The sequence below is a fragment of the Mesorhizobium sp. M0016 genome (assembly GCF_040324035.1).
GTDB lineage: Bacteria > Pseudomonadota > Alphaproteobacteria > Rhizobiales > Rhizobiaceae > Mesorhizobium.
In genome coordinates this window covers 109,084-135,460 of record NZ_JAMYVM010000006.1, presented here as the reverse complement: position 1 = coordinate 135,460, position 26,377 = coordinate 109,084, and the positions used below count along the sequence as shown (strand labels likewise).

Below are 26,377 nucleotides of genomic sequence, written 5' to 3'. Positions count from 1 at the left end.
TTCATAGCAGACGAACGAAGCGTTCCTTTTTGGTCAAATGGAGAATTTTGTGAACCGTGTCTTGCCGCTTGCTTTCCTTCTCGCCCTCAGCGCTCCTGCCTTTGGCCAGGCTGTCGATGCCCAAGGTGCCAAGCAACTTTCCGATGAGCTCTCTCGCTATGTCGGCAAACAGGCGCTCAATGAAGGCATTTTGAAGATCTCAGCCGAGGAGGGTGCCTACAAGATCACCTTCGATGTGATGGCGCTTGTGGCGAAGATGCCGAAGCAGGATCTGAAGCGGTTCGATTTCCCGCCCGTCACGCTGCGGGTCAAACCGCGCAGCGACGGAGGCTGGGATGTCGCCTCGGATTTCTCTACGACTGGGTCCATCGAGGTAAATGGCCCAAATGGCCTGAACACCGGGCAAATCGTTGTCAAGGATGGCAAGTTCACGGGCGTCTATGACCCGGAACTGGCGGCATTTACCAGCGGCACCAGTTCGATTGCGGGCATGACGATGACGTCGCGCCAAGTCAGTCAATTGACCGATTTGAGCGTGGGGCTGGGCTCTTCCAAATTTGACGCCAGGAAGTCGGCCAACGGCGGCGTCGATCTTAATTTCACACAGGCGATGGCGGACTTCGTCGAAACGGTCAAAATCGATGACCGGTCAATCGCAGCGCTCCGGGCACCGGAGCTCGCTGTGAACGTGACCGCTAAGGCCATTCAGACCAAGCCGCTTCTGGATCTTTTGGCGTTCGCCGTCGCCCATGAGGACGAGGCCCGGCTGAAGGCCGATCAAGCAGAGTTCAAAACGCTTCTGCTCGGTGCGCTGCCGCTATGGGAACGGATCGATGGGACCTACGCATTCAAAAACCTTGCCATTGAAACATATGCCGGCAATTTCGGCGCGGCGCAGCTGAACACCGTTGTCGGCATGGACGGCATCACCAAGGACGGCAAGATCAGCTACGCATTCAAGGTTTCCGGCCTGACAATACCGCAGCAGATGCTGCCCAGTTGGACCGTTGCGTTGCTGCCGACGGATCTCGACCTGAATTTCGGCGGCGCCAACATCGATCTCGACAGTATGGCCAGGAAAACCATCGACACCCTCGATTTCAGCAAGGATCCACCGCTGCCGCCAGATTTCGGCGACGAGATTTCCGCCAATTTCCTGGCCAAGATACCAAAATTCGTTCTCGGGCACAGCACGGTGAAGAACGGCGACATCGAGGTCGCGATGGAGGGCGAAATGACGTTCCCCGGCAAGAAGCCGGATGCGAGCGTGACCGTCGACGTAACCGGCTACGACAAGATCGTTGAAACCTTGCAGGCGGCGGCTAAATCTGACCCGGAGGCCTCGCAGGCTTTCACAGGGGCGCTTGCGATTAAGGGATTCGCCAAGACGCTGCCGGACGGCCGTATCGAATGGGTGATCAACGCCAGGCATGATGGGTCGGTGACGGTCAACGGCGCGATGCTGAAGGGGCCTGATCCGGTCGTGGAAGACAACGCCGATCCGGATGCGATCCCTGGGACAGCAACGAAGCCTTGAGCACTGACCTCGGGGGCGGCTAACTCAGAGTCCCAGCGCGCTAGCAATCTTTGGCGCGGCCTCGTGCCAGTCCTCGACGGAGATGATGTCGTCCGGCACCGGCGGCAGGAAGGCGCGCAGCGAATTGTCGGCCATCAGGTGGAAGAGGTGGGCGTCGGCAACCGAGTTGCGTGCCGAGATGAGATTGGCGGGCTGGTCGTCGACAAAGGCTACCGGCCGCCCTTTGCTACCACGCAACTTAGCCACCGCGGGTCCCTTGGCCATCTCCGTGGTCAACAGCGGATAGGGCAGCCCGAGCGCATCGAGATGAGCGCGGCGGGCGGCGCGATGCCGGTGCGGCATGGCGGTCAAAAGGACGATCTCGACGCGGTCGCTGAGGCTGGCAAGCGCTTGTTCGGCACCGTCGGTAACGCTCTGCCAGTCGGCCTGCGTATCGAAGAAATCTCCGAGAAGTGCCGTCACCTCCGGCTGTTCGATCAGCCGGCCGCTCGCCGTTTCGGCAATGTTGCCGGTGAGACGGAAGGAGGCCAGGGTCAGGCCGAAGCCGCGCGATTTCAGGAAATGCGGAAACGGCCGGATGAATTCGAGCACGACATCGTCGACATCGAGGATCAGCAGAGGCCGGTCGTCGGCTGCAAGTTCGGCGATCTGGCGTGCCGTCTCGGGATCGTCGCTCATATCGAATGCTCATGGTCGTCGCCGCCAAGAGGCAGCGCGCGCAACGCCTTGCCGACTGAGGCCGGCGGAGTGTCGGTTTCCTCGGCAAAGCGCAGCAAGGTCGGCTCGTGGGCGAGGATGAACTGCAGCACGCCGGCAAGGAATCCCGGTTGGGCCGCGGCGCGGCGGATGGCGGACGCCTCGATGCCGGTGAGGGCCAGGAAGCGCGGCAGGAGTTCGGGGTCGGCGGCGACGAAGCCCAGTGCCTTCACGGCAATGGTTTCCGCTTCCTCGCGCATTGACGCTGCGTTTGCCATCACTACTTTCTCGTTGCGGAAATGAGTCTCTTTTCCGCAGTAATCGCAAGCGTCGCCTGCGGCAAGCCACAGCCCCGATCCAATGTGGTTTTCGAGGTGGAATCCGAATGGCTTTTGCCGCTTCGAGTTTCCATTTCGTCAATCATATTGCCTTAAGAGTGGGCGAGGGTTTGGTGTGCTTCGACAAGGGCGCATAGCGGCAGGGCTTCGGGCAGAAGCCTGGCCGGGACGGGAAATCGATGCCTAAGAAGGTCATGATCGTCGAGGACAACGAGCTCAATATGAAGCTCTTTCGCGACCTCATCGAAGCCAGCGGTTATGAAACGGTGCGCACGCGCAACGGGCTCGAGGCGCTCGATCTGGCGCGCCAGCACAGGCCCGACCTGATCCTGATGGACATCCAGCTGCCCGAAGTGTCGGGGCTGGAAGTGACGAAATGGCTGAAGGAGGACGACGACCTCCATTCCATTCCGGTCATCGCCGTCACCGCCTTCGCCATGAAGGGCGACGAGGAACGCATTCGCCAGGGCGGTTGCGAGGCCTACATCTCCAAGCCGATCTCGGTGCCGCGTTTCATCGAGACCATCAAATCCTATCTCGGTGATGCCTGATGCCTTCAGCCGGAGCCTTGTGACATGACCGCGCGGATCCTCGTCGTCGACGACATCCCTGCCAATGTCAAACTTCTCGAGGTTCGGCTGCTGGCCGAATATTTCGAGGTGTTGACGGCCTCCAACGGGCCGGACGCGATCGAGATCTGCGAAAACGGCAAGGTCGATGTCGTGCTGCTCGACGTGATGATGCCCGGCATGGACGGGTTCGAGGTCTGCAAGCGGCTGAAAAGCGATCCGGCGACCGCGCATATACCGGTGGTCATGGTGACCGCGCTGGGCCACGTTGCCGACCGGGTGCGCGGCCTCGAGGCAGGCGCCGACGACTTTCTCACCAAGCCGGTCAACGATCTGCAGCTGATGACGCGGGTGAAGAGCCTGGTCAGGCTGAAGTCGCTGACCGACGAGCTGCGGCTGCGCGCATCGACCACCCGCAACATCGGCATCGATGCGCTGTTGAGCCGCAGCTTCGCGTCGGAGGACGCCACGCCGAAGGTGCTATTGATCGACGAGCGCAAATCGTCGGTTGAGCGCATCCAGAAAATGCTGCGCGGCAGCGCCGAGCTCGACATTGCGACCGATCCGCATGCCGGCTTCTTCCAAGCCGCCGAGGCGCTCTATGAGTGCGTGCTGATCTCGACCGGTTTTGCCGATTTCGATCCGCTGCGGTTGTGTTCGCAATTTCGTTCGCTCGACCGCACCCGCTTCCTGCCGATCATCCTGATTGCCGATGGAGGCGAGGAGGGGCGCATCATTCGCGGGCTCGAGCTCGGCATCAACGACTATCTGATGCGGCCGATCGACCAGCAGGAGCTGACGGCGCGGCTGCGCACGCAGGTGCGCCGCAAGCGCTACAACGACCAGCTGCGCGCCAGTGTCACCCAGACCATCGAGATGGCGGTGACCGACGCGTTGACCGGGCTGCACAACCGCCGCTACCTCGACAGCCATTTGCAGACGCTGTTCGACCGCGCCGTGGCGCGGCGGCGGCCTCTGTCGGTGATGATCACCGATCTCGACCGCTTCAAGACCGTCAATGACTCGCATGGCCATGATGGCGGCGACGATGTGCTGCGCGAGTTCGCAAGGCGGCTGCGCAAGAACGTCAGGGGCATCGACCTTGCCTGCCGCTTCGGCGGCGAGGAATTCGTCGTTGTGATGCCGGACACGGACGGCACGGTGGCGGAGAAGGTTGCCGAGCGCATTCGCGCCGAAATCGCCCAGCTGCCGTTTGCCATCGGTCCTGACGGCAAGGCGATCGAAGTCACGGTCAGCGTCGGCGTGTCATCGGTTCTGAAGGGCGCGGACACGGTCGCGGCGTTGATGAAACGTGCCGACGTGGCGCTCTACGAAGCCAAAAGTGGCGGCCGCAACCGGGTCGTCGCCAAGGCAGCGTAGGCTAGACCACCGATTATGCAGTCAATCGGACAGGGTTAGGAATTTACCTTAATCCAAGCGATTCGGCAGGCTTGGTTAAGAAACTATTGATTTTCAAACATTGTTGCGCAAATGTGCGGTGCAAGAACAAGGGCGATGCGGGCACGAGGGTAGACAGCCGCATCGCTTCGCCGAATACCCCATGATGCTCAGGTCCGCCGCATCTCCTGGGTCCGTGGGGTCGGCCGGCCGGCGCTGGCACATAGTGGCCTCCTCGTACCGCTGCCATACGCCGACCGGCCCCCTTTTTTGCCAAAACATGAGATGAGCACTTCGCGCCAAACAGCGGAGGGTTCTGGCTTTTCGGGGCCTTGAATCAAAAACGCCGCCCGAAGGGGCGGCGCTTTTGACAGAGCGTATGAAAACCAGATTACTTGATCTTGGTTTCCTTGAACTCGACATGCTTCTTGGCGACCGGGTCGTATTTGCGGAACGACAGCTTGTCGGTCTTGGTACGGCTGTTCTTGCTGGTCACGTAGAAGAAACCGGTGTCGGCGGTCGACAGAAGCTTGATCTTGATGTTTGCGGCTTTGGCCATTGTATCAGTCCGTTATGTTCGTGGGGTTTTGGCCGCTGGAGCGGGGGAAAACACCCGGACGCGGGAAACTTGGCGCGACACATAAAGAACGTGCCCGGAAAGTCAAGCCCGACGCCTTGCCATGTCGTAAGCACATGAGTTGTCCGGATTAGGTAGCACATGGTTGTCCGGTTTTATCACCGGCTCGATGGAGGCTGAGGCTCAGGGCGTTCGAATCTTGAAAAGCCAAGCAATTGGCTTTTCGTCCGCTACGAGGCCGCTTCTCACCCCACAAGGAGAGAAGGTAAGGTCGCTGTTGCTCGCCCTCTGCGGGGCCGGATTTCTAGGCTTCTTCCTTAACTGGAAGCGCTTTCTTCCAGTCCCCGGTGGTGTTCCACCGGCGATTCGGATTGGCGCGGTCGTCCAGGCCCTTGGAGCGGCTGGCGAGGATTGGCTGGATGCGGATCACCGGCTCCTGGTAGGAATGCGCCTGGAAAATCGCCTCGACGACGCGGGCGGCGAGCGCCTGGTCGTCGGGCAACTCGAACGAGACCTCGACGGTGCCGGGGCGGCGGCGCAGTTCGGTTTCGACGCCGGCGGCTGCACCTTCCAGCGGCCGGTAGCGTTCGATGCCGTGCGCCGTTTGATAGGCGTTGCGATCGTATTTTCCCATCGCCAGCGGCGCGATCGCGACCACGGCGTCCATGATGCGGTCGACATCGGCTGCCGGGGCCTGGAAGCTGACAAGCAGCAGAAGCGTCATGCGCAGAGATGTGGTTTCAAAGCCGCTGTCGATCATCGCCGTATCCTCAAACTCGGGTTTTTTGGGACACCCTTTTAGCTGAGGTCTCCTGACACGGTTCTGTCAGCAGCGGCGACATCCCGTCAGGATTGCGCAGGCTGGCGACGGACAGGCTACCAGATCTTGCGGACCAGCCTGGCGCTGACCAAGGCGATATAGGCGGCAAAGAACAGGCCGAGCGACCAGCCGAAGCCGGAGGGCCCGAAGGCATCCATGCCGATGCCGATCGCCTGCGGGCCAAGCACCATGCCGACGCCGTAGCAGAGCACGAAGGCGGCATTGGCCGAGGCCAGTTCATGGCCGGAGAGCTGCGAGCCCAGATGGGCAAGGCCGATCGTGTACATGGCGGCCACCACGCCGCCCCAGACAAACAGAAGCGCCGCCATCAGGTGCCAATTGCCGGCGAAGAACGGCATGAAGATGGTGCCGGCAAGTCCGACCGTGGCACAGGCCAAAAGCAGATAGCGGCGGTCTGAGACGCGGTCGCTGATCATGCCGATAGGGATCTGCAACAGCACGTTGCCGAGGCCGATCATGGTGAGCAGGAGGGCTGCATCCGCCTCGGAATAGCCGATGCGGTTGCCATAGACGGGGAACAGCGCAAAGCCGCCGGTCTCGACGGCGCCGAACACCAGCACGGCGGCGGTCGCTGTCGGCACCAGCCAGATGTAGCGCAGGAAGTTGCTGGTTTCGCCGTCAACCACGATTGTGGGACTTTCATTCCGTGCGGCCAGCACCGGGATTGCGGCCAGCGCGACCAGGACGATGATGACGCCAAACGGCAAGAAGCCGGTGCTGCCGATATGGGCGAAGATCCATGGCCCGGCGGCGAAGCCGAGCGACAGCACTGTGGCGTAGATGCCGAGCACCAGGCCGCGCCGGCGCGGCGGCGCCGAGGTGCTGATCCAGAATTCCGACAGGATGAACAGCACCGTCAGCGCGATGTGCAGCACGACGCGTAGTGGGAACCACATCCAGAAGTCCGGCGCGAAGTGGAAGCCGACAAAGGCGAGCGCGCCGGCGGCGATCATGGCGATCATCGTCCAGGCGACGCCGAAGCGCATCGCCAGCGGCGTGGCCAGCGGGGCGCCGGCGATCGAGGCGAGGCCGGCGACCGCGGTGTTGAGGCCGATCATCGATGCCGAGTGGCCGCGGCTCTCGAGAATAACGCTGAGCAGCGGCATGCCGAGGCCTATGGCGATGCCGACGACGCTGATCGACGAGATCGCGGCGATCATCGGTAGCCAATGTACGCGCTCGTCGCCCTCTTGCTGGGTATCGACCGTCATGGGATGCCTGAATACTCTGTCTGTTTGATATTGCGCAATTCCGGACGGAAAACCGCGTCACACTTTTCCTGGAATTGCTCTAAAGAATTTCGCGAACGAAGCGGTTGCGGACAAGCCGGTAGAACGGCACGGACCCACCCGGTCGCAGGCGCGGATCGTCGGCAAGCCGCGTCTCCAGTTCCTGCAAGATCGTTCGGGTGATGTCGGGGATATCGGCCTCTCTGGCCTTGGCGAGCGGCAGCCAGACCAGTTCTTCCAGCTCATTGGTCGGGCCGCCACCCGGCAGTTCCACGGCGACATCGCTGCGCCAGGCGGTGAAGAAGCGGGTGTCGAAACGACGCACGCGATTGGGCGGGGTGATGGCGCGGGCGATGAAGCGCAGCGGCGCCAGCGAAGGCTGGACGCCGTGCTCGACAAAGCCCTGCCAGTCGCGTTTGTCGGTTGCGAAAGAGCCTTTGCGGCCGATGAGCAGGCCGGCTTCCTCATAGGTCTCGCGGATGGCCGAGAGCGCGATGGCACGGGCCCGCGACGGGCTGATGCGGCCGACGCCGGCGGTCAGCCTGGCTTCTTCCTCCGGAAGCAATGGGGTGGCAACGGCAATGCGGCTGTCGGCCGAATCGGTGCGGCCGCCGGGAAAGACGAACTTGCCGGGCATGAAGGCGTGGCCTGCATGGCGCCGGCCCATCAGCACCAGAATCTCGTCGCCCTCGCGGTCGAGCAGGATCAGGGTGGCTGCATCGCGCGGACGTATGGACTGGCTGCTGTGGGCGGCCGCGCCACGGTCCATCCTGCTGACTTCCGCCTTGGTCATACCTTCCATGCGCAGGACCTAGCGGAAACTTCTGGCAAACGAAAGTGGCCTTTCACGCGGCGTGTTGCGCCAGGCGACATTGCCCTGACGCAACTAGGTTCCGGGATGCGGCTCCGTGCCGTCTTTTTCGCCGCCGAAGCCGTGCATATAGAGCGCCCATTGCAGTCCGATGACGGCGCCCTTGACCGGTTGCAGCAGAGCGACCGACAGCACGATCGTCAACGGCACCCAAATGGCGATGTGCTGCCACATGGAGAGCGTCGACGTCGCCTCGACGCCCATGAAGGCGCCGAGAACGATGTGGCCGACGATGACGATGACGAGATAAGCGGGCAGGTCATCGGCGCGGTGGTGGTGGAACTCCTCACCGCACACGGCGCATTTGTCGACGCTCTTGGTGAAGCCGGCGAACAACCTGCCTTCGCCGCAATGCGGGCAGCGGCCAAGGGCGCCGCGCTTCATCGCCGTCCACAGCGGGCGGGCGACTCGGCCCGAATGATGTTCGCCGCCGAAAACCTGCTTCTGGATTCCCATTTCGCTTGCCATTATCGTCTCCTGCCGCGCGACCCCGGGCGCGATTGCGACGCGCGGGCGCGGCCTTTTGCCTTGTGAAACGACCGTTTGGAGCCGGGCAGGGGCTTCGGGTCGGTCAGCATCTCGAAACGCATCGCCCCGGCCATAGGCGCCACCTCGATCAGGCGAACCTCGACGCGGTCGGCAAGCTGATAGCCCTTGCCGGTGCGTTCTCCGAACAGCGATCGCGCGGTTTCGTCATATATATAGTAATCGCCATCCAGACTTGACACCGGGATGAAGCCATCTGCGCCAAACTGCGGCAATTGGACAAATAGTCCCGATTTGGTGACGCCCGAAATGCGGGCGTCGAAGCGGTCGTCGATGCGCTCGGCGAGGTAGGCAGCGATCAGCCGGTCGACGGTGTCGCGCTCGGCCGCCATGGCGCGGCGCTCGGTGCCGGAGATCAGCACCGCGACGTCTTCCAGCCGCGTCTCTTCGTCCTGCGTCAGCCCGCCGGGGCCGAGCCCAAGTGCGGCAATCAGCCCGCGATGCACGATCAGATCGGCATAGCGGCGGATCGGCGAGGTGAAATGCGCGTAGCGCTTCAGGTTGAGGCCGAAATGGCCGATGTTCTTGGGCGAATATTCGGCCTGACTCTGCGAGCGCAGCACCACTTCGTTGACCAGCCCCTCATTGTCGGCGCCACGCACGCGCTCGAGAATGCCGTTGAACTGGGCGGGCCGCATCTGCGCGCCACGCGCCAGCGACAGGCCGAGCGTCTGCAGGAACTCGCGCAGCGATTCCTGCTTGGCCAGCGACGGCGCATCGTGGACGCGGTAGACCAGCGCCTGCTTCTTCGCTTCCAGCGTTTCGGCGGCGGCGACATTGGCCTGGATCATGAATTCTTCGATCAGCTTGTGGGCGTCGAGCCGCTCCGGGATGATGACGCGGTCGACGGTGCCGTCCGGCTTGAGCAGGATCTTGCGCTCCGGCAGATCAAGCTCGAGCGGCTGGCGGCCATCGCGGCCGCGCTTGAGGATGGCGTAGGCGTCCCACAGCGGCTTCAGCACCGTGTCGAGGATCGGGCCGGTCTTGTCGTCAGGAAGGCCGTCTATCGCGGCCTGGGCCTGCGGATAGGCGAGCTTTGCCGCCGATTTCATCATGACGCGGTGGAAGGTGTGACGCAGCTTGCGGCCATCGGCGGCAAAAATCATGCGCACGGCAAGCGCGGGACGGTCCTGGCCTTCGCGCAGCGAGCACAGGTCGTTGGAGATGCGCTCTGGCAGCATCGGCACGACGCGGTCGGGGAAATAGACAGAATTGCCGCGTTTCAGCGCCTCGCGATCGAGTGCGGTGCCATAGCCGACATAGGCCCCGACATCGGCGATCGCCACCGTGGCGATCACGCCGCCCGGGTTCTTCTCGTCGAGGTCGGGCGTGGCGAAGACGGCGTCGTCATGGTCCTTGGCGTCGGCCGGGTCGATGGTCACCAGCGGCAGGTCGCGCCAGTCCTCGCGGTGAGCAAGCGTCGCCGGTTTTACCGCCTCGGATTCGGCGATGACGTCGGCCGGGAAGATATGCGGAATGTCGTGCGCGTGGATGGCGATCATCGAGACCGCCTTTTCGCTGGTCAGCGAGCCCAGCACCGCCAGCACTTTTGCGCGCGGCAAACCATACCGGGAGGCCCGCGCGGGCTCGACCTCGACAAGGTCGCCGTTCCTGGCGCCGTTCTGGAATTCCTTGTCGACGATCAGTTCGGGCTGGCGACGTTCGACCGGCTCGATGCGGAAGGTGCCGTCCCTCAGGATCCGGAAGACGCCCAGCACGGCATCTGTCCGCTTCTCGAAAATCTTCATTACGCGGCCCGTATAGGCAGGCCCGGTCGCCTCGTCGGTCGGGAAGGTCTTGGCCAGCACACGGTCGCCAATGCCAGGCTGCGGGCCATTGCCGCCGCGGGAGACGCGGATCGAGATCACCGGCGGTTCGCCGGTGCCGACGGCCTCCGCCGGATGCGCCAGCAGAATACCGTCGCCGTCGCGGCCGAAAATGTCGAGCACGGCGACATGGGGCAGGGCGCCGACACGGGCCAGCCGCTTGCGCTCCTTGGTCAGGATGCCTTCGTCCTGCAGGTCGCGCAGAATGTCCTTCAGCCAGATGCGGTCGTCGCCGCGCAAGGCAAACGCCTTTGCGATGTCGCGTTTTCCCGCGCGGTCGGGGTTCTCGGCGATGTAGCGCAGGATTTCGTCACGCGAGGGCCTGTAGTCGTCCTTGACTTTGGCCCTCGTGTCGGCGGTGCGCGGATCGCCGTGGCTTCTACCGGTGATCCTGCGCGCCACGCTGCTATCCCTTTTTCTTCGCCGCCGGCTTCTTGGTCGCCGACTTCTTGGCTGTGGTTTTCTTGCCAGTGGTTGTTTTGGCAGTGGTTTTCTTGGCTGTGGGGGCCCGGGCGGCTGCCGCCTTGCGGAACGGCTTCTTGCCGCCGCCTTTGGCTTCCTTCTCGGCAATCAGCGCCACCGCGTCCTCGACGGTCACCGACTGCGGATCCTTGCCCTTGGGCAGTGTCGCGTTGACCTTGCCGTAGTTGACATAGGGCCCGTATTTGCCATCGCGCACGACGATCTTGCCGCCGCCATCGGGATGGTCGCCGAGTTCCTTCAGCGCCGCCGCAGTGCCGCCATTGCGGCCGCCCTTGCCCTTCAGCTGCTTCTCGGCGATCACGGTGACAGCGCGGTTGAGGCCGATCGAGAACACATCCTCTATGCTGTCGACATTGGCATAGGTGCCATCATGCAAAACGAATGGACCATAGCGGCCAAGCCCGGCGGAGATCATCTTGCCGGATTCAGGATGCTTGCCGATATCGCGCGGCAGCGACAGCAGCGCCAAGGCCTTTTCATGGTCGATCGAGTCGGGCGTCCAGCCCTTGGGCAGGCTGGACCGCTTGGCTTCCTTGCCGTCGCCGCGCTGGATATAAGGACCGAAGCGGCCTGAGCGCAGCGTGATTTCCTCTGCCGTGTAGGGATCGTTGCCGAGCACCTTGGTGCCGTCCTCGCCGCCGCCATTCTCGCCATTCGGGTTGGCGGCATCGCCGAGCTGGCGGGTAAAGGAACATTCCGGATAATTGGAGCAGCCGACGAAGGCGCCGAACTTGCCGAGTTTCAGCGACAGATTGCCGGAGCCGCATTTTGGGCAAATGCGGGGATTCGAGCCATCCTCCCGCGCGGGGAACACCAGCGGCGCCAGTTCCTCGTTCAGCGCATCGAGCACGTCGGTGACGCGCAGTTCCTTGATGTCGGCGACGGCGCCGGAAAAATCTTTCCAGAAGTCGCGCAGCACGTCCTTCCAGGCGAGCTTGCCGTCGGAAATCTCGTCAAGTTTTTCCTCGAGTGAGGCCGTGAAGTCATATTCGACATAGCGCTCGAAGAAGCTTTCGAGGAAAGCCGACAGCAGCCGGCCCTTGGCCTGCGGCACCAGCCGGCGCTTGTCGATGGTGACGTAGTCACGGTCTTCCAACGTCTTCAGGATCGCGGTGTAGGTCGACGGACGGCCGATGCCGAGCTCTTCCAGCTTCTTGATCAGCGACGCCTCGGAGTAGCGCGGCGGCGGCTCGGTGGTGTGCTGGGTGGCATTGATCGCCTGACGGGCCAGCTGCTCGCCGGCACGGATCTCGGGCAGACGACGGTTTTCCTCGTCTTCGGCGTCGTCGTCCTTCTGGTCGGTGTAGGCGGCGATGAAGCCGTCGAAGCGAACGACGGAACCGACGGCGCGAAGCTCCGCGGTGCGAGCGCCATTGACCGCCTCGATTTCGACCGTGGTACGCTCGATCTCGGCCGACTGCATCTGGCTGGCGATGGCGCGCTTCCAGATCAATTCGTAAAGCCGCAGCTGGTCGGAATCGAGATACTGCCTGACCGAAGCCGGCGTGCGCATGAAATCGGTCGGGCGGACCGCCTCGTGCGCTTCCTGGGCATTCTTGGCCTTGGCTGTGTACTGGCGCGGCTTTTCCGGGAGGTATCTTGGGCCGAATTCCTTGGCGATGGTGTCGCGGGCGGCGTCGATCGCCTCCGGCGCCATCTGCACGCCGTCGGTTCGCATATAGGTGATCAGGCCGGTGGTCTCGCCGCCGATCTCCATGCCTTCATAGAGGCGCTGCGCCACCTGCATGGTGCGCGTCGCCGAAAAGCCGAGGCCCGACGATGCCGCCTGCTGCAGCGTCGAAGTGGTGAAGGGCGGGCCAGGATTGCGCCTTGTCGGTTTGGCTTCCACCGACAGAGCCTTGAAGGTCGCGCCTTCGAGCATGCCCTTGATATCGTCGGCCTGCGCCTTGCTGGCGATGTCGAGCTTCTGCAGCTTCTTGCGCTCGAACGCGGTCAGCCGCGCCTCGAAGCTGTCGTTACGTGGCGTGCCGAGGAGGGCAGCGATCTGCCAGTATTCCTCGCGGATGAAGCGCTCGATCTCGGATTCGCGGTCGCAGACCAGGCGCAGCGCCACCGACTGGACGCGGCCGGCCGAACGGGCGCCCGGCAATTTGCGCCACAGCACCGGCGACAGCGTGAAGCCGACGAGATAATCGAGTGCGCGGCGAGCCAGATAGGCATCGACCAATGGTGCATCGATCTGGCGCGGATTGGCCATCGCTTCCAGCACCGACGACTTGGTTATGGCATTGAAGACGACGCGGCTGACCGGCTTGTCCTTCAACACGCGCTTCTGCTTGAGCACCTCCAGCACGTGCCAGGAAATGGCTTCGCCCTCGCGATCCGGATCGGTGGCGAGGATCAGGCCATCGGCATCCTTGACCGCGTTGGCGATGTCGGTGAGACGCTTTCCGGACGCGGTGTCGACCGCCCAGGACATGGCGAAATCCTCGTCGGGACGCACCGAACCATCCTTGGCCGGCAGATCGCGGACATGGCCGAACGAGGCCAGAACCTTGAAGTTCTTGCCGAGATACTTGTTGATTGTCTTTGCCTTGGCCGGCGATTCGACGACGACGACGTCCATGAGGTCTCATATCAGCTGTGGGGCGGCAGAAGAATTCCGCTGCGTGACGCATTCAATTGGTCGCTCACATGGCCGCGCTTTTGCGATCGGTCAAGGGCAAGCGGCCAAAATGCGGAGGCGTGTGCCGCAATACACTCTTAGAGTGTATGGAGAAGATCACAAAATTTTTGTCTGGGAGGGTTCGTGTTTCGAGCCACCGGGAAAGGCGCCGCGACCAGTTCGTGCTGCCCGTAAATGCCGAACTGGTCGCCGGGTCGCTTGGAGCCGGCGGCCAGCCGAGTCCCGCCGATGGGGTGCGGGATAGAGGTTCGGACGATCAGTCGGCCTTGACGATGTGCCAGACTTCGCCGACGCCGTTGCCGGTGATGTCACCGGCCTTCTTGTCCTTGATGAAGGTGTAGACCGGCTTGCCGTCATAGGCCCACATCTTGGTGCCGTCGGTGCGTTCGACGATGGTCCATTCGTCGTCCGCCTTGGCGCCATCCTCGGCCTTCAGCGGCGGCCAGTTGGTGGCGCATTTGTCATAGCAGTTGGTCTTGCCCTTCTCGTCCTTGTCATAGGTATAGAGCGTCATGCCATTGGCATCGGTGTAGATCTTGGTGCCACCGACTTCGGCTTCCTTCCACGCTTCGGCGGCGAAGGATGCGGCGGTGCTGAGCAGAAGGGCGGCCAGGCCGACGGTGATCGTTTTCATGGAAATCTCCCTGGTGATCCGACGAAGCGCGCAGAAATCGCGGCTTCGCTCTGTGAACGTTCGGCGAGGGATATTTCTTCCCCGGCTTGGTCAACTTGGGATTGGCCGACAACAATTCGTCCGGCCGGATCGTATCTGTAGCCAAATTCCACACGATGGTGATTGGCGAACACGATTTTGCGTCGCTATATCGGCGCCAAGGAATCTGGAGTTCTGGAATGCCATTGGACATCGGCTATGTCAGCGCGGTCGGAGCGGGGGCGATCTCGTTCCTGTCGCCTTGCGTGCTGCCGCTGGTGCCGCCCTATCTCTGCTACATGGCCGGCGTGTCGGTCGACGACTTTCGCGGTGGCGGTGCCGGCGTCACGGCCAAGGCCGGCGCCCGCGGCGCGCTCATCTATTCCTCGCTCGCCTTCGTACTCGGTTTCTCCACCGTGTTCGTGGCGCTTGGCGCCGGCGCCTCGACCATCGGCCACTGGCTGCGCGTCTGGCAGGAGCCGCTGGCGATGGCGGCCGGGGTGCTGATCATCCTGATGGGGCTGAATTTCCTCGGCATCCTGCGCATACCACTTCTGTCGCGCGAGGCGCGCTTTCAGTCGCAGGGCAAGCCTGCCAGCATGGTCGCCGCCTATGTCATGGGGCTGGCCTTCGCCTTTGGCTGGACGCCGTGCATCGGCCCGGTGCTGGGGCCGATCCTGACCTTGGCCGGCGGCCGCGAGACGGTGGGCGAGGGCGCTCTTCTGCTTGCCGCCTATTCGCTTGGCCTCGGCATTCCGTTCCTGATTGCTGCCCTGTTCTCCGGCGCCTTCATGCGCTTCCTCGGCAGGTTCCGCGTCCATCTCGGCCGCGTCGAAAAAGTCATCGGCGCGCTGCTGGTCGTCGCCGGGGTGTTCTTTCTCACCGGCGGCGTGCAGACGGTGTCCTACTGGCTGCTGGAGAATTTTCCGGTGCTGGGCCGGCTGGGGTAGGTGCTGGGCTTGACCCTAGGAATATCCGCTTCTGTGCACTTCAAATCGCCGTCCGATCTTCTCCGGAATGACTACCTCCTGGCCATCCGAGTCGATCCACGCACCATTTACAACTAAGCATTCTCCCATTGGGGCGGACTATCCATGTCCGTCCCACCCTGGGATGTTAAGATCGTGTTTGGGTGCGGTAGAGACCAACTCGTATCGCCATATCCTTGCCGATGTTGCGTCGATGGAGTTGTCGATTGACCAATTTTTATGCGCAATCGGTAGCGATTCCTTCTTATAGGCATCAAGCAACTGCAATCTGAGAGCCGCGATCAACACGCAGTTTGCCGCCTGTCCAAGATCAGGATGAACTAGATACTGAGCTCGCAAACCCGTGGGGCTATTAAAGAAAATGTCAAAGGTCGTTGGCTTAACCCGCAAACAAAACCCAGCGCGATGACACCCGAATAATTCGGCTCGGTTCCCGGGCCTTACAGACGCATCTATCTTTCTTGAAGCGGCTTCCTTGCATATTCGCTCTACAATCTCGTCAAAAGCAGGCGAATTCTCCAACTCAAATCGCCGCCGTTTGTCGAAATCGGACCGAAAGGCCCAACTGACAGCTCGCGGGAACGAAATCTGGGTATTCATCCCCAAAGCACTTTCTGTCTCCTGCGGATGACCATACTTACCTGACGACCGCCAAGGGTCTTTGTTAGGTTTCTACCGAAATTCAGCCGCATTGGACCGCGATGCCTCCGGTGCTAAGACTGCAACGAATCTCGGTCCTCGGAAACTCCCAACATGCAAACCAGATCCTGCCTGTCCGTTATCCTCGCCGCCGGTGAAGGCACGCGCATGAAGAGCGCGACGCCGAAGGTGCTGCACCAGATCGCCGGACTGCCGATGGTCGCCCATGTGGTGAAAGCGGCCGAGGCCGCCGGCGCCCGCAGCCAGGCGCTGGTGATCGGCCATGGCGCCGATGATATGCGCAAGGCGGCGGCGAAATTCGCGCCCAAGGCCGAGACCTTCGTGCAGGAGAAGCGGCTCGGCACTGCGCATGCCGTGCGGGCTGCGCGCGATGCGATATCAAAGGGTTATGACGATATTCTCGTGATGTTCGGCGACACGCCGCTGATCGATGCTGAAGCCCTGGTGACCGCGCGGCAAAAGCTTGCCGATGGCGCGGCCGTCGTGGTGATCGGTTTCCGTCCGCCCAGCCCGGCCGGCTATGGCCGGCTGATCGAAAAAGGTGGCAAGCTCACCGCCATCCGCGAGGAGAAGGACTGCTCCGCCGAGGAAAAGAAGATCGGCTTCTGCAATGCCGGCATGATGGCGGTGGCCGGCGCTCATGCGCTCGAACTGCTCGACAAGGTCGGCAACAAGAACGCCAAGGGCGAGTACTATCTCACCGACATCGTCGAGATCGCCAGTGCGAAAGGGCTCGATGTCGTCGCCACCGAAACGAGCTTCGAGAGCGCGCTCGGCATCAACAACAGGGCCGAGCTGGCGCAGGCGGAAGGCATCTGGCAACAGCGTCGTCGGGACGAGGCGATGCTGTCGGGCGTAACGCTGATTGCGCCGGACACCGTGTATTTCTCGCACGATACCGAAATCGGCGCCGACACCATCGTCGAGCCCAATGTCTGGTTCGGCCCGGGCGTGAAAATCGCCGGCGGCGCCAAGATCCACGCCTTCAGCCACATCGAAGGCGCGACCGTCGCTGCCAATTGCGACGTCGGTCCGTTCGCACGGCTCAGGCCAGGCGCCGATCTCCGCGAGAAAGCCAAGGTCGGCAATTTCTGCGAGGTCAAGCAGGCGGTCATCGAGGAGGGCGCCAAGGTCAATCATCTGACTTATATCGGCGATGCCCGTGTGGGCGCGGGGGCCAATATCGGCGCCGGCACCATTACCTGCAACTATGACGGCTACTCGAAGTTTTTCACCGACATCGGCGAGGGCGCCTTCATCGGTTCGAACTCGTCGCTGGTGGCGCCGGTTACGATCGGCAAGGGCGGCTACATCGCCTCGGGTAGCGTCATAACCGAAAGCGTGCCGGACGATGCGCTGGCCTTCGGCCGCGCCCGCCAGAAGACCATTCCCGGCAAGGGCAAGGAATTGCGCGAGCGCTTCGCGTCTGCCGCAGCGGCGAAGAAAAAGGCCGGCACCGGCCATTAACCGCCGAAGCAATTGAACAACCGAGGAATTGCGGTAACCGGATTGCAAGAGCGGTGTGTCATGGTGCATCGGGTTGAGAAGCGTTCCGTTACAGCAGACGAAACGCAAAGTGACTTTCGCGGCGGGCCGGCAATCCCTAGATAGCGCTGGTTTTCCATCGGACTGGTTTTCCAGGTGAATCGGGGGCAGGCGCATGTGCGGTATCGTCGGAATTGTCGGCCAGAGCCAAGTCGCGCCGCTCATCGTCGATGCTTTGAAGCGGCTGGAATATCGCGGCTATGACTCGGCCGGTGTCGCCACGATCGAGCATGGCCGGCTTGGCCGCCGCCGCGCCGAAGGCAAGCTGATCAACCTCGAACGCCGGCTGAAGGACGAGCCACTCGATGGCACGATCGGCATCGGCCACACGCGCTGGGCCACACATGGCGTGCCCAACGAGACCAACGCCCATCCGCATTTCTCCGACGGCGTCGCCATCGTTCACAACGGCATCATCGAGAATTTCGCCGAGTTGCGCGATGAGCTGATCCGCGACGGCTATTCCTTCTCGTCGCAGACCGATACCGAGGTCGTAGCGCATCTGGTGGCGCGGCAGCTTGCCAAAGGGCTGAAGCCGATCGAGGCGGCGCACCAGGCGCTGAAGCGGCTGGAAGGCGCCTTTGCTCTGGCCATCATGTTCACCGGCGACGAGGATCTCATCGTCGGCGCCCGCAATGGCCCGCCGCTGGCCGTCGGCCATGGCGATGGCGAGATGTTTCTGGGCTCCGACGCCATCGCGCTGGCGCCGTTCACCAATTCCATCACCTATCTCGAAGACGGCGACTGGGCGGTGGTGCGCCGCGATGGCGTCACCATCTTCGACATCGACGGCAAAGAGGTTGCCCGCAAGCGCCAGCAATCACTGTCGACCAGCTTCATGGTCGACAAGGGCAACCGCCGCCATTTCATGGAAAAGGAAATCCATGAACAGCCCGAAGTGATCTCGCATACGCTGGCGCACTATGTCGATTTCGTCTCTGGCGTGTCGAAGCCGCTGGAACTGCCGTTCGACTTCGCTAAGATCGGCCGGCTGGCGATCTCGGCCTGCGGCACCGCCTATCTCGCGGGGTTGATCAGCAAATACTGGTTCGAGCGCTATGCGCGGCTGCCGGTCGACATCGATGTCGCCTCGGAATTCCGCTATCGCGAAATGCCGTTATCGGCTGATGATGCTGCCTTCTTCATCTCGCAGTCCGGCGAAACCGCCGACACGCTGGCCTCGCTGCGCTATTGCCGCAAGGCGGGCATGAAGATCGGCGCCATCGTCAATGTGCGCGAATCGACCATGGCGCGCGAATCCGACGTCGTGCTGCCGACGTTGGCCGGGCCGGAGATCGGCGTCGCCTCGACCAAGGCTTTCACCTGCCAGCTTTCGGTGCTGGCCTCGCTGGCGGTGCGTGCGGGTGTGGCCCGCGGCACGATCTCGAAGGACGAGGAAAAGACGCTGGTGCGCGCTCTTTCGGAGGCGCCTCGCTACGCCAACCAGGTGCTCAAGCTCGAGGAGCAGATCGAGCGCATCGCGCGCGAAATCTCGCGCTACAAGGACGTGCTCTATCTCGGCCGCGACACCAATTTCCCGCTCGCCATGGAAGGCGCGCTGAAACTCAAGGAAATCTCCTACATCCATGCCGAGGGTTATGCCGCGGGCGAACTGAAGCATGGCCCGATCGCACTGATCGACGAAAACATGCCGGTCATCGTCATCGCGCCGCATGACCGCATCTTCGAAAAGACTGTGTCGAACATGCAGGAGGTGGCGGCGCGCGGCGGCAAGATCATCCTGATCACCGACGCCAAGGGCGCGGCTCAGGTGAGCTTGAAGACGATGGAGACGATCATCCTGCCTGACGTGCCGGAAATCATCTCGCCGATCATCTATGCGCTGCCGATCCAGATGCTGGCCTACTACGCCGCCGTGTTCATGGGGACGGACGTCGACCAGCCGCGCAATCTGGCGAAATCGGTGACCGTGGAGTAGTCGGCGCTCATCGGGGGTCTAAAAAACTTCGCAGTTCCAAAGCGCCGTCCGCTTCACTAGTGTGGCGCTGCAACCCGCATCCCCGGTGAACCATGTCCGATGCTCCCAGAACTTCCGGCATGACCCGGCTGAGGAACTATTTCCTCACAGGCTTTATCGTCTGCGCGCCGCTGGCGATCACCGCCTATATCGCCTGGTCGTTCGTCGGCTGGGTCGATTCCTGGGTGAAGCCGTACATTCCGGCGCGCTACAGCCCCGACACCTATTTGCCGTTTCCGGTGCCCGGCTTCGGCCTGATCGTGGCGCTCGTGCTGATCACGCTGATCGGCTTCATGACCGCCAACATCGTCGGTCGCGCCATCGTCAATTTCGGCGAACGGCTGCTTGGCCGTATGCCGCTGGTGCGCGGCATCTACGGTTCGCTGAAGCAGATTTTCCAGACGGTGCTGTCGAACAAGGGCGATATGTTCCGCCAGGTCGGGCTGGTCGAATATCCGCGAAAAGGCGTCTGGTCGCTGGTCTTCGTCGCCAGCGAGAAGGAAACCGAGATCAACCAGAAGCTCGACCATGCAGGCGACCCGATGATTGCCGTGTTCATGCCGTGCACGCCGAACCCTACCACCGGTTTCCTGATGTACGTGCCGAAATCCGACATCGTGCTGCTCGACATGACGATCGAGGACGGCGCCAGGCTGATCGTCTCGGCCGGGCTGGTGGCGCCCGAAGTCAAGCCGAAAATGGTGACGATGAACGGCCAGCCGATCGACGGAGATCTCGCCAACCCGCCGCTTGGCGGGCTGATCGCCGAGGGCGCTCAGCCGGCGCGCAAGAGCCGTACGGCCTCGTCGCGGCCGAACAAATAGAGCAGCAGGCGCAGCGCCTCGCCGCGCTCAGACTGTAGTTCCGGGTCGCGCGACAGGATCAGCCTTGCATCGTCGCGGGCTGCTTCGAGCAAGTCGGCGTGCACCTCGATGCGCGCCACCTGGAAGCCCGGCGTGCCGGACTGGCGGGTGCCGAGCAATTCGCCTTCGCCGCGCAGCTTCAGATCCTCTTCGGCGATCAGGAAACCGTCCTCGGTCTCGCGCATCACCGACAGCCGGCGCTTTGCCGTCTCGCCGAGCGGGTCCTTGTAAAGCAGCACGCAGGAAGAAGGCTTGTCGCCGCGCCCGACGCGGCCGCGCAGCTGGTGCAGTTGCGCCAGGCCAAAACGCTCGGCATGCTCGATGACCATGATCGTGGCGTCCGGCACGTCGACGCCGACCTCGATAACGGTGGTGGCGATCAGGATGCGGGTTTCGCCGGCCTTGAAGGCGCGCATCGCCTCGTCCTTTTCGGCACCCTTCATGCGGCCGTGGACGAGGCCGATGCGATCGCCGAACAAGGGCTGCAGCGAGGCAAAACGGTCCTCGGCCGACATCAGCTTGATCTCTTCGGATTCCTCGACCAGCGGGCAGATCCAGTAGATCTTCTGGCCGTCGGCAACCGCGTCCAGCATGCGACCGACCAACTCGTCCAGCCGTTCCAGTGGCAGCGTGACGGTGCGGATCGGCTGGCGGCAGATCGGTTTTTCCGTCAGCTTGGATACGTCCATGTCGCCGAAGGCGGTCAGCACCAGAGTGCGCGGGATCGGCGTCGCCGTCATCACCAGCATGTCGGGGGCGTCGCCCTTGGCGGTGATGGCAAGCCGCTGGTGGACGCCGAAGCGGTGTTGCTCGTCGACCACGGCAAAGACGAGGTCGTGATAGGTCACCGTTTCCTGGAACAGCGCATGGGTGCCGACGACGATGTCGATCTCGCCGCTGGCGAGACCTGATAGCGTTTCAGTGCGTTCGCGGCCCTTTTCGCGGCCGGTCAGGATAGCGACGCGCAGGCCGGCCTGTTCGGCCAAAGGCGTGATCGTCGCCAGATGCTGGCGCGCCAGGATCTCGGTCGGCGCCATCAATGCCGCCTGGCCACCGGCCTCGACTGCGCGCCCCATGGCCAGCAGCGCCACCACCGTCTTGCCGGAGCCGACATCGCCTTGCAGCAGGCGCAGCATGCGCTCGGGGTCGGCCAGATCGGCATTGATTTCGGCAAGCGCGAATTCCTGGCTGCCGGTCAATGAATAGGGCAGGGCTGCGCGCAGTTTCTCAACGATGCGACCGTCGCCGATGAGCGGCCGGCCCGACAGGCGGCGCACTTTTGCCCGCACCAATGCCAGCGAGACCTGGCCGGCGAGAAGCTCGTCATAGGCAAGGCGGCGCCATGCCACCCCCTCGATGGCGACATCGATCGGGTCCGCGGGATAGTGGATGCGGGCGAGCGCGTCGGCGAAGGCGGGGAAAGTCTGCTTGCGCATGAAGGCGCCGTCCTGCCATTCCGACAATTCCGGCAGCCGGCCGAGCGCCTGGCCGATGGCGCGGCGCAGCACCTTGCCCGACAGGCCGGCGGTCAGCGGATAGACCGGTTCGACCAGCGGCAGTGTTTCCGCCTCGCTCACCAGGGCGATATGGTCGGGATGGACCATGGTCGGGCGGCCGTTGAACCACTCCATGCGGCCGGAGACGACGACATGCTCGCCCACCGGCATCGCCTTTTCGAGATAGGCGGCATGGGCGTGGAAGAAGATCAGGCCGATCTCGCCGGTGTCGTCATGGGCATAGACGCGGTAAGGCACCGACCGGTTGCCGCGCGGCGGCGGCTGGTGGCGGTCGATGCGCACGTCGAGCGTGACGATGGCGCCGGCCGGCGCAAGCGCGATGCCGGGACGATTGCGGCGGTCTATGACGGTGTGCGGCAGAACGAACAACAGGTCGCCGGCGCGCGCCGGCCGTTCGCCGAGATCGGCCGCCACCACCTTCTCGATCAGAGCGCCAACCTTGGGGCCGACGCCGGCAAGCGAAGTGATCGGGACGAAGAGAGGGTCGAGGAGGGAGGGGCGCATGGCTTCACTCTCCCCCCTGTGGGGAGGGTCGATCCTCGAAGCGGAGCGGGATGGGGGTAGGTGCGCGGCTAACTTTCGAGGAAGTCGGTAGGTCAGCGCCGCACCCCCACCCCGTCTCACTCGCTTCGCTTTGCGAAGCGTGCTCGCCGACCCTCCCCACAAGGGGGAGGGTGAAGTGCGGGCGGTGTCCGGCACCAGCGTTGTCAGGAGTGTTCTTCACACCAGGGATGTTTAGCCGCCCACCCGTGCGTTGCAAGGCTGACACCGCCCTCTATCCACGCTATATGCGCCGCACCAAGCAAGGATGCGGCACGATGACCGGGACGAAACGATCAAGCGAGGGGCTGGATATCAGGCGCCGCAAGCTGTTGTTCCGCTCCTGGCATCGCGGGATGCGCGAGATGGACCTTATCCTCGGTACGTTTGCCGACAACGAGATCGGCGCCTTGACCGGCGATGAAATCGACCAATATGAAAGGCTCCTCGACATCCCCGACACCGAATTCCTGCCCATGGTCACCGGCGAACGCCCGGTTCCCAGGAATATCGACTGTGCCGTCCTGCAAAAGATCCTGGCATCGCGCCGGACCATGACATTTTAAACGTGCAACCATGAGCCTCATTCCCAAAATCGGTCTGCCGAAAGGCCGTGCCGGCCAGTTCATCGTCGACGGCGTTGCCGATGGCTACGAAGCCTTTGCGCTGGTGCAGGCGATCCATGAGATTGCGCCTGACAAACCGGTGCTGTTCGTGGCGCGCGACGGCCAGCGCCTGCCGTCGATCATCGAGGCGCTGACCTTTGCCGCCCCCGGCCTGCCGGTGCTGGAGTTGCCGGCCTGGGATTGCCTGCCCTATGACCGCGTTTCGCCAGGCTCCGATGCCGCCGCCAAGCGGCTCGACGCCCTGACGGCGATGATCGCGCTGGCAAAAAAGCCGCATCGCGCGGTCATCCTGACCACTGCCAATGCGCTGCTGCAGCGCATTCCGCCGGCCGATCTGGTCGAAGCGCAGACTTTCCACGCAAAGCCCGGCAACCAAATCGACATGAACGCGCTGGTGTCCCGGCTGGAGATTTCCGGCTTCGAGCGAGTGCCGACGGTGCGCGGTATCGGCGAATTCGCCGTGCGCGGCGGCATCCTCGACCTCTACGCACCCGGCTGGACGGAAGCACTGCGGCTCGATTTCTTCGGCGACACGCTGGAATCGATCCGCGTCTTCGACGCCGCCACGCAGCGCACCACCGGCCAGCGCAAGTCGATGGCGCTGCAGGCGATGAGTGAAGTGGCGCTGACCCCCGAAACCATCAGCCGCTTCCGCCGCTCCTATATCGAAGCCTTTGGCGCGCCGCAGCGCGACGACGGCCTTTATGCGGCGGTGAGCGAAGGGCGGCGCTTTGCCGGCATGGAGCACTGGCTGCCGCTGTTCTACGAGCGGCTGGAGACAGTGTTTGATTATCTGCCGGATGCGCCTGTCATCTTCGACCATCTGGCGCACGAAGCGCTGGCTGAGCGTCACACGCTGATCCTCGACCACTACGAAGCGCGCCGCAAACAGGCCGACGCCGCGTTGAAGGACGCCGTGCCCTACAAGCCGGTGGCGCCGGACCTGCTCTATCTCTCACCGGAAAACCTCGTGGCGTCGCTCGGACCGCGCGAAGCCATCGACTTCACTGCTTTCGATGCGCCGGATGTCGGGGCCAGGAAGGTCTTCCATGGCGGTTCGCGCCATGGCCGCAGCTTTGCCGAGGAACGGGCTGACCCAAACATCAACGTCTTCGATGTCGTCGTAAAACACATCGCCGACGAGCGCGCGGCGCGCCGGCGGGTCATCGTCGCCGGCTGGACCGAAGGCTCGCTCGACCGGCTTGGCCAGATCCTGGCCGAGCATCATCTCGGCAATCTCGTGCCGGTGGCGACGCTGGCCGAAGCCGAAAAGCTCGAGCCGGGCCAGGCCGCCCTTGCGGTGCTGCCGCTGGAATCCGGCTTCGAGACCGAACAGCTGGTTGTCGTCGCCGAGCAGGACATTCTGGGCGACCGGCTGATCCGCCGCTCGAAGCGCAAGAAGCGCGCTTCGGATTTCATTGCCGAGGCCTCGTCTCTGTCGGCCGGCGACATCGTCGTCCACGCCGATCACGGCATTGGCCGCTTCATCGGCCTGCGCACCATCGAGGCGGTCGGCGCGCCGCATGACTGCCTGGAAATCCACTATGCCGGCGACGACCGGCTGTTCCTGCCGGTGGAAAACATCGAGCTTCTGTCGCGCTACGGCTCTGACACAGCCGAGGCGACGCTGGACAAGCTCGGCGGCGGCGCCTGGCAGTCGCGCAAGGCGCGGCTGAAGAAGCGCCTGCTCGACATGGCCGGACAGCTGATCCGCATTGCCGCCGAGCGCCAGATGCGTACCGCGCCGCCCATGGTGCCGGCGGAAGGGCTTTACGGCGAATTCTCGGCGCGCTTTCCCTATGAGGAGACCGACGACCAGCAGGGCGCGATCGATGCCGTCGTGGACGATCTCGGCGCCGGCAAGCCGATGGACCGGCTGATCTGCGGCGATGTCGGCTTCGGCAAGACCGAAGTGGCGTTGCGCGCCGCCTTCATCGCGGCGATGGAAGGGTTCCAGGTCGCGGTCGTGGTCCCGACGACGCTGTTGTCGCGCCAGCATTTCAAGACCTTTTCGCAGCGCTTCTCCGGCCTGCCGATCCGCGTCGGCCAGGCCTCGCGGCTGGTCGGCGCCAAGGAACTGGCGGAAACCAAGAAAGCCATCGCCGAGGGGCAGGTCGACATCGTCATCGGCACCCATGCACTGCTCGGGTCGGCGATCTCGTTCAAGAATCTCGGCCTGCTGATCATCGACGAGGAGCAGCATTTTGGCGTCAAGCACAAGGAACGGCTGAAGGACCTCAAGACCGATGTCCACGTGCTGACGCTGTCGGCGACGCCGATCCCGCGCACGCTGCAGCTTGCCTTGACCGGCGTGCGCGAACTGTCGCTGATCGCCACGCCGCCGATCGACCGCATGGCGGTGCGCACCTTCATCTCGCCTTTCGACCCGCTGGTCATCCGCGAGACGCTTCTGCGCGAACGCTACCGCGGCGGCCATTCCTTCTATGTCGTTCCGCGCATCAGCGATCTCGCCGAAATCCATGATTTCCTGCGCGAATCCGTCCCCGAGCTGAAGGTGGCGGTGGCCCATGGTCAGATGCCGCCGGGCGAACTCGACGACATCATGAACGCCTTCTATGACGGCCAGTACGACGTGCTGTTGTCGACCACCATCGTCGAATCCGGGCTCGACATTCCGACCGCTAACACGCTGATCATCCATCGCGCCGATATGTTCGGCCTGTCGCAGCTCTACCAGCTGCGCGGCCGCGTCGGCCGTTCCAAGGTGCGGGCATATGCGTTGTTCACGCTGCCGGCCAACCGCAAGCTCACCGACACGGCCGAGCGCCGGCTGAAGGTGCTGCAGTCGCTGGACACGCTTGGCGCCGGGTTCCAGCTCGCCAGCCACGACCTCGACATCAGGGGCGCCGGCAATCTACTCGGCGAAGAACAATCCGGACACATCAAGGAGGTCGGCTTCGAGCTTTACCAGCAGATGCTGGAAGAGGCGGTGGCCGAGGTGAAGGACTCCGGCGAGGTCCAGGACGGCGGCTGGTCGCCGCAGATCGCTGTCGGCACGGCTGTCATGATCCCGGAAAGCTACGTGCCGGACCTTCAGCTCAGGCTGGCGCTCTACCGCCGCCTTGGCGATCTCGAAAACACCGAGGAGATCGATGCTTTCGGCGCCGAGCTGATCGACCGCTTCGGCCCGCTGCCGGAGGAAGTGAAGCATCTGCTCAAGATCGTCTTCATCAAGGCACTCTGCCGCAGGGCCAATGTCGAAAAGCTCGATGCCGGCCCCAAGGGCGTCGTCATCCATTTCCGCAAGCGCGAGTTTTCCAACCCGGTCGGGCTGGTCAAGTACATCGGCGAACAGGGCTCGCTGGCCAAGATCAGGGCCGACCACAGCGTGGTCTTCATCCGCGACTGGCCAACGGCGGAGAAGCGCCTGGCGGGCTCGGCGGTCGTCATGACGCAACTGGCGCGGCTGGTGGAGAAGGCCGCATAGC

The 26,377-nt window shown here is 63.2% G+C and carries 20 protein-coding genes; 9 read left to right on the top strand and 11 right to left on the bottom strand.

Going from position 1 to position 26,377, the window contains the following annotated elements:
* Positions 1–49: 49 nt before the first annotated feature.
* The gene (locus tag NKJ88_RS11465; protein WP_023822975.1) at positions 50–1,537 is read left to right on the top strand and encodes a hypothetical protein; all 1,488 of its coding nucleotides are present in this window, start codon (positions 50–52) and stop codon (positions 1,535–1,537) included.
* 24 nt (positions 1,538–1,561) lie between these two features.
* On the opposite strand, the gene NKJ88_RS11460 is transcribed toward NKJ88_RS11465, so the two are convergent.
* Entirely contained in the window at positions 1,562–2,215 is a 654-nt protein-coding gene (locus tag NKJ88_RS11460; protein ID WP_023822974.1) for a hypothetical protein, read from the bottom strand.
* Positions 2,212–2,511: a DUF3572 domain-containing protein gene (locus NKJ88_RS11455; RefSeq protein WP_023822973.1), complete on the bottom strand. Its 300-nt coding sequence runs from the start codon at positions 2,509–2,511 to the stop codon at positions 2,212–2,214. The genes NKJ88_RS11460 and NKJ88_RS11455 overlap by 4 nt, the downstream gene beginning before the upstream one ends.
* A 239-nt stretch (positions 2,512–2,750) precedes the next feature.
* Here NKJ88_RS11455 and NKJ88_RS11450 point away from each other — a divergent pair, with 239 nt between their 5' ends.
* Positions 2,751–3,122, top strand: coding sequence for a response regulator (locus tag NKJ88_RS11450; protein ID WP_023667574.1), 372 nt, complete (start codon positions 2,751–2,753; stop codon positions 3,120–3,122).
* 24 nt (positions 3,123–3,146) lie between these two features.
* Complete coding sequence (locus tag NKJ88_RS11445; protein ID WP_023822972.1) at positions 3,147–4,520, top strand: PleD family two-component system response regulator; 1,374 nt, start codon at positions 3,147–3,149, stop codon at positions 4,518–4,520.
* A 409-nt stretch (positions 4,521–4,929) separates the two neighbouring features.
* Here the strand turns inward: NKJ88_RS11445 and rpmG are convergent, their stop codons facing one another.
* From rpmG to NKJ88_RS11405, 8 genes are all read right to left on the bottom strand, one after another.
* Entirely contained in the window at positions 4,930–5,097 is a 168-nt protein-coding gene (gene rpmG, locus NKJ88_RS11440) for a 50S ribosomal protein L33 (protein WP_006201775.1), read from the bottom strand.
* 322 nt (positions 5,098–5,419) lie between these two features.
* Entirely contained in the window at positions 5,420–5,875 is a 456-nt protein-coding gene (locus NKJ88_RS11435; RefSeq protein ID WP_023681571.1) for a YqfO family protein, read from the bottom strand.
* A 116-nt stretch (positions 5,876–5,991) separates the two neighbouring features.
* Entirely contained in the window at positions 5,992–7,167 is a 1,176-nt protein-coding gene (locus NKJ88_RS11430) for an MFS transporter (protein WP_023681570.1), read from the bottom strand.
* A 79-nt stretch (positions 7,168–7,246) separates the two neighbouring features.
* Positions 7,247–7,987, bottom strand: a complete 741-nt coding sequence (locus NKJ88_RS11425) for an NUDIX hydrolase (RefSeq protein WP_023725726.1) — start codon at positions 7,985–7,987, stop codon at positions 7,247–7,249.
* A gap of 84 nt (positions 7,988–8,071) precedes the next feature.
* Positions 8,072–8,524 carry a DUF983 domain-containing protein gene (locus NKJ88_RS11420; protein ID WP_031194788.1) on the bottom strand — a complete coding sequence of 151 codons (453 nt, stop codon included), beginning with the start codon at positions 8,522–8,524 and terminating at the stop codon, positions 8,072–8,074.
* Positions 8,524–10,830: a ribonuclease R gene (rnr, locus tag NKJ88_RS11415; protein ID WP_023725727.1), complete on the bottom strand. Its 2,307-nt coding sequence runs from the start codon at positions 10,828–10,830 to the stop codon at positions 8,524–8,526. Before rnr ends, NKJ88_RS11420 begins: the two co-directional genes overlap by 1 nt.
* A gap of 4 nt (positions 10,831–10,834) precedes the next feature.
* Positions 10,835–13,498, bottom strand: a complete 2,664-nt coding sequence (gene topA, locus NKJ88_RS11410; protein WP_023710622.1) for a type I DNA topoisomerase — start codon at positions 13,496–13,498, stop codon at positions 10,835–10,837.
* A gap of 316 nt (positions 13,499–13,814) precedes the next feature.
* Positions 13,815–14,192 (bottom strand): COG4315 family predicted lipoprotein, encoded by a 378-nt coding sequence (locus NKJ88_RS11405; RefSeq protein WP_352444072.1) that lies wholly within the window; start codon positions 14,190–14,192, stop codon positions 13,815–13,817.
* Between the two features lie 218 nt (positions 14,193–14,410).
* Between NKJ88_RS11405 and NKJ88_RS11400 the strand changes: the two genes are divergently transcribed.
* The 4 genes from NKJ88_RS11400 (at position 14,411) to NKJ88_RS11385 (ending at position 20,206) form a co-directional block, all read left to right on the top strand.
* Positions 14,411–15,160, top strand: coding sequence for a cytochrome c biogenesis CcdA family protein (locus NKJ88_RS11400; protein ID WP_352444071.1), 750 nt, complete (start codon positions 14,411–14,413; stop codon positions 15,158–15,160).
* 792 nt (positions 15,161–15,952) lie between these two features.
* The gene (gene glmU, locus NKJ88_RS11395) at positions 15,953–17,326 is read left to right on the top strand and encodes a bifunctional UDP-N-acetylglucosamine diphosphorylase/glucosamine-1-phosphate N-acetyltransferase GlmU (protein ID WP_352444070.1); all 1,374 of its coding nucleotides are present in this window, start codon (positions 15,953–15,955) and stop codon (positions 17,324–17,326) included.
* 193 nt (positions 17,327–17,519) lie between these two features.
* A complete protein-coding gene (glmS, locus tag NKJ88_RS11390; RefSeq protein WP_352444069.1) occupies positions 17,520–19,343 on the top strand; it encodes a glutamine--fructose-6-phosphate transaminase (isomerizing) in 1,824 nt (607 codons plus the stop codon).
* A 92-nt stretch (positions 19,344–19,435) separates the two neighbouring features.
* Positions 19,436–20,206: a DUF502 domain-containing protein gene (locus NKJ88_RS11385; protein ID WP_031193123.1), complete on the top strand. Its 771-nt coding sequence runs from the start codon at positions 19,436–19,438 to the stop codon at positions 20,204–20,206.
* On the opposite strand, the gene recG is transcribed toward NKJ88_RS11385, so the two are convergent.
* Entirely contained in the window at positions 20,158–22,266 is a 2,109-nt protein-coding gene (gene recG, locus NKJ88_RS11380) for an ATP-dependent DNA helicase RecG (RefSeq protein WP_352444068.1), read from the bottom strand. The genes NKJ88_RS11385 and recG overlap by 49 nt on opposite strands.
* A gap of 314 nt (positions 22,267–22,580) precedes the next feature.
* On the opposite strand from recG, the gene NKJ88_RS11375 reads away from it, so the two are divergent.
* Positions 22,581–22,868: an FAD assembly factor SdhE gene (locus NKJ88_RS11375; protein ID WP_023681561.1), complete on the top strand. Its 288-nt coding sequence runs from the start codon at positions 22,581–22,583 to the stop codon at positions 22,866–22,868.
* 10 nt (positions 22,869–22,878) lie between these two features.
* A complete protein-coding gene (gene mfd, locus NKJ88_RS11370; RefSeq protein WP_352444067.1) occupies positions 22,879–26,376 on the top strand; it encodes a transcription-repair coupling factor in 3,498 nt (1,165 codons plus the stop codon).
* Position 26,377: the final 1 nt, after the last annotated feature.

Coding starts and splice junctions, on each gene's coding strand:
- recG (WP_352444068.1), bottom strand. CDS start 22,266: ATGCGCCCCTCCCTCCTCGACCCTCTCTTCGTCCCGATCACTTCGCTT.
- NKJ88_RS11435 (WP_023681571.1), bottom strand. CDS start 5,875: ATGATCGACAGCGGCTTTGAAACCACATCTCTGCGCATGACGCTTCTG.
- NKJ88_RS11450 (WP_023667574.1), top strand. CDS start 2,751: ATGCCTAAGAAGGTCATGATCGTCGAGGACAACGAGCTCAATATGAAG.
- NKJ88_RS11420 (WP_031194788.1), bottom strand. CDS start 8,524: ATGGCAAGCGAAATGGGAATCCAGAAGCAGGTTTTCGGCGGCGAACAT.
- NKJ88_RS11385 (WP_031193123.1), top strand. CDS start 19,436: ATGTCCGATGCTCCCAGAACTTCCGGCATGACCCGGCTGAGGAACTAT.
- NKJ88_RS11445 (WP_023822972.1), top strand. CDS start 3,147: ATGACCGCGCGGATCCTCGTCGTCGACGACATCCCTGCCAATGTCAAA.
- NKJ88_RS11455 (WP_023822973.1), bottom strand. CDS start 2,511: ATGGCAAACGCAGCGTCAATGCGCGAGGAAGCGGAAACCATTGCCGTG.
- glmU (WP_352444070.1), top strand. CDS start 15,953: ATGCAAACCAGATCCTGCCTGTCCGTTATCCTCGCCGCCGGTGAAGGC.
- glmS (WP_352444069.1), top strand. CDS start 17,520: ATGTGCGGTATCGTCGGAATTGTCGGCCAGAGCCAAGTCGCGCCGCTC.
- NKJ88_RS11400 (WP_352444071.1), top strand. CDS start 14,411: ATGCCATTGGACATCGGCTATGTCAGCGCGGTCGGAGCGGGGGCGATC.
- NKJ88_RS11460 (WP_023822974.1), bottom strand. CDS start 2,215: ATGAGCGACGATCCCGAGACGGCACGCCAGATCGCCGAACTTGCAGCC.
- topA (WP_023710622.1), bottom strand. CDS start 13,498: ATGGACGTCGTCGTCGTCGAATCGCCGGCCAAGGCAAAGACAATCAAC.
- mfd (WP_352444067.1), top strand. CDS start 22,879: ATGAGCCTCATTCCCAAAATCGGTCTGCCGAAAGGCCGTGCCGGCCAG.
- rpmG (WP_006201775.1), bottom strand. CDS start 5,097: ATGGCCAAAGCCGCAAACATCAAGATCAAGCTTCTGTCGACCGCCGAC.
- NKJ88_RS11375 (WP_023681561.1), top strand. CDS start 22,581: ATGACCGGGACGAAACGATCAAGCGAGGGGCTGGATATCAGGCGCCGC.
- NKJ88_RS11430 (WP_023681570.1), bottom strand. CDS start 7,167: ATGACGGTCGATACCCAGCAAGAGGGCGACGAGCGCGTACATTGGCTA.
- NKJ88_RS11405 (WP_352444072.1), bottom strand. CDS start 14,192: ATGAAAACGATCACCGTCGGCCTGGCCGCCCTTCTGCTCAGCACCGCC.
- NKJ88_RS11425 (WP_023725726.1), bottom strand. CDS start 7,987: ATGGAAGGTATGACCAAGGCGGAAGTCAGCAGGATGGACCGTGGCGCG.